The 1,479-nt window shown below is 47.1% G+C and carries 1 protein-coding gene; it reads left to right on the top strand.

What is annotated here, in order from left to right:
* The first annotated feature begins 146 nt into the window (after positions 1-146).
* Positions 147-1,430 (top strand): hypothetical protein, encoded by a 1,284-nt coding sequence (locus RJ60_RS15195; protein WP_103135289.1) that lies wholly within the window; start codon positions 147-149, stop codon positions 1,428-1,430.
* Positions 1,431-1,479: the final 49 nt, after the last annotated feature.

The following is a 1,479-nucleotide window of genomic DNA, read 5'->3' as shown; positions in this document are numbered from 1 at the left end:
GATGTAACGATTTTCGCCGAGACCAATCCGGGAATCTACAAGGGATTTACAGATGAAGAGGAGATGACAGTTATTGAACTCTCGCTGATAGTAGATTTGTCAAGGGTATTTGAAGTAGCCTTTGGCGGAGGAAGGTGCTGTGACTAATGAAAAGCAAATCAATTGCACTCCTGTATTTCCTGGTTGCTTTCTCTTTAGCGACATATGCTAGTGTTCCGGCTGCTGTTGCTAGAGCGTTTGGGGGTATTGGAGATGACGTGGGTAAAGATATTATAGTCACGCATGATGGAGGGATAGTTGTTGCAGGTTACACGTCTTCTTCTGAGGGCGAATTCTTCTCCAAGAATGGGGAGGAAGACTTTCTAATAGCGAAATTCACCGATGAACTTGAGCTTCTCTGGTGGAACTCTTTTGGAGGTTCCAGGCGGGATATGGCTGAAGGCGTCGCACAAACTGGCGATGGCAACTTCATTCTAGTGGGCCTAACGGAATCATCTGACGGAGACGTCTCTTTCAACAACGGTTTTGGCGATTACTGGGTAATATGTGTTTCTGCCGAAGGAGAGCTTCTCTGGGAAAGGTCCTTTGGTGGCAGGAGTCAGGATCACGCATTCGATGTGATAGATACGGGAAATGGAAACCTTGTCGTGGGAGGTTACACTAGATCCAACGACGGTGATGTTGATAACTACATTTGGGGAGAGGATTATTGGCTAATCGAGATCGATCGAGATGGCAACCTTCGTGATCAGTGGCTGTTTGATGGCGCGCAGAGTGAGGACAGCCCGAGACGGCTGTTCCAAGATGATGAGGGGTCTGTATATTCGGTAGGCTACTTCTCAAAGAGAGATTGCAATGTGAGCTGTCAATACGTTGATAACCAGCTATCACTGTTAAGAGTTGATTCTTCCGGCGAAATGATCTGGTTTAGGCAATATGGAGATAGATGGCTTGAGAGCGGCTACGACGGGATTGTATCCAGCGAAGGTCAGATATTTGTTGTCGGAGAGCAAGATGCCGGTCAGTCTCTCTTTTCAAGCGGGTATGGTGGAAGAGACTTCTGGGTACTGGCTTTGGAAGAAAATGGCGAGGAGATCTGGAGCAAGAATTTCGGTGGAAGCTATTCCGAGACCGCGCGCGGGATTATTGAACTCGATACTGGAGACTTTATGATCGCCGGGCATACTAACTCTAGCAATTACGATGTGAAGGGTAGTTCTGGAAAGACGGACGGTTGGATAATTGTGATAGATACATCTGGCAGTCTTCTGGAGTCAACGACCATCGGAGGTGCTGAGGACGATCTAATCCTTTCGCTCTCAAGAGCGGATGGTTATGTATTCTTCACAGGGCACACTAACTCGAGTGAGTTTGGTGGCAAACCAGCTCAGGGAGAAAGGGATCTCTGGCTGATTTCAATGAAAAGATAAGGTCTTAAGACCTTAAATCTGGGGTAGATCCCCAATAAAATCTAGTTGG

It is taken from the genome of Mesotoga sp. B105.6.4, assembly GCF_002896535.1.
GTDB lineage: Bacteria > Thermotogota > Thermotogae > Petrotogales > Kosmotogaceae > Mesotoga.
Note: the sequence above shows the minus strand (reverse complement) of the source record. Positions and strands in the feature narration are given on the sequence as shown.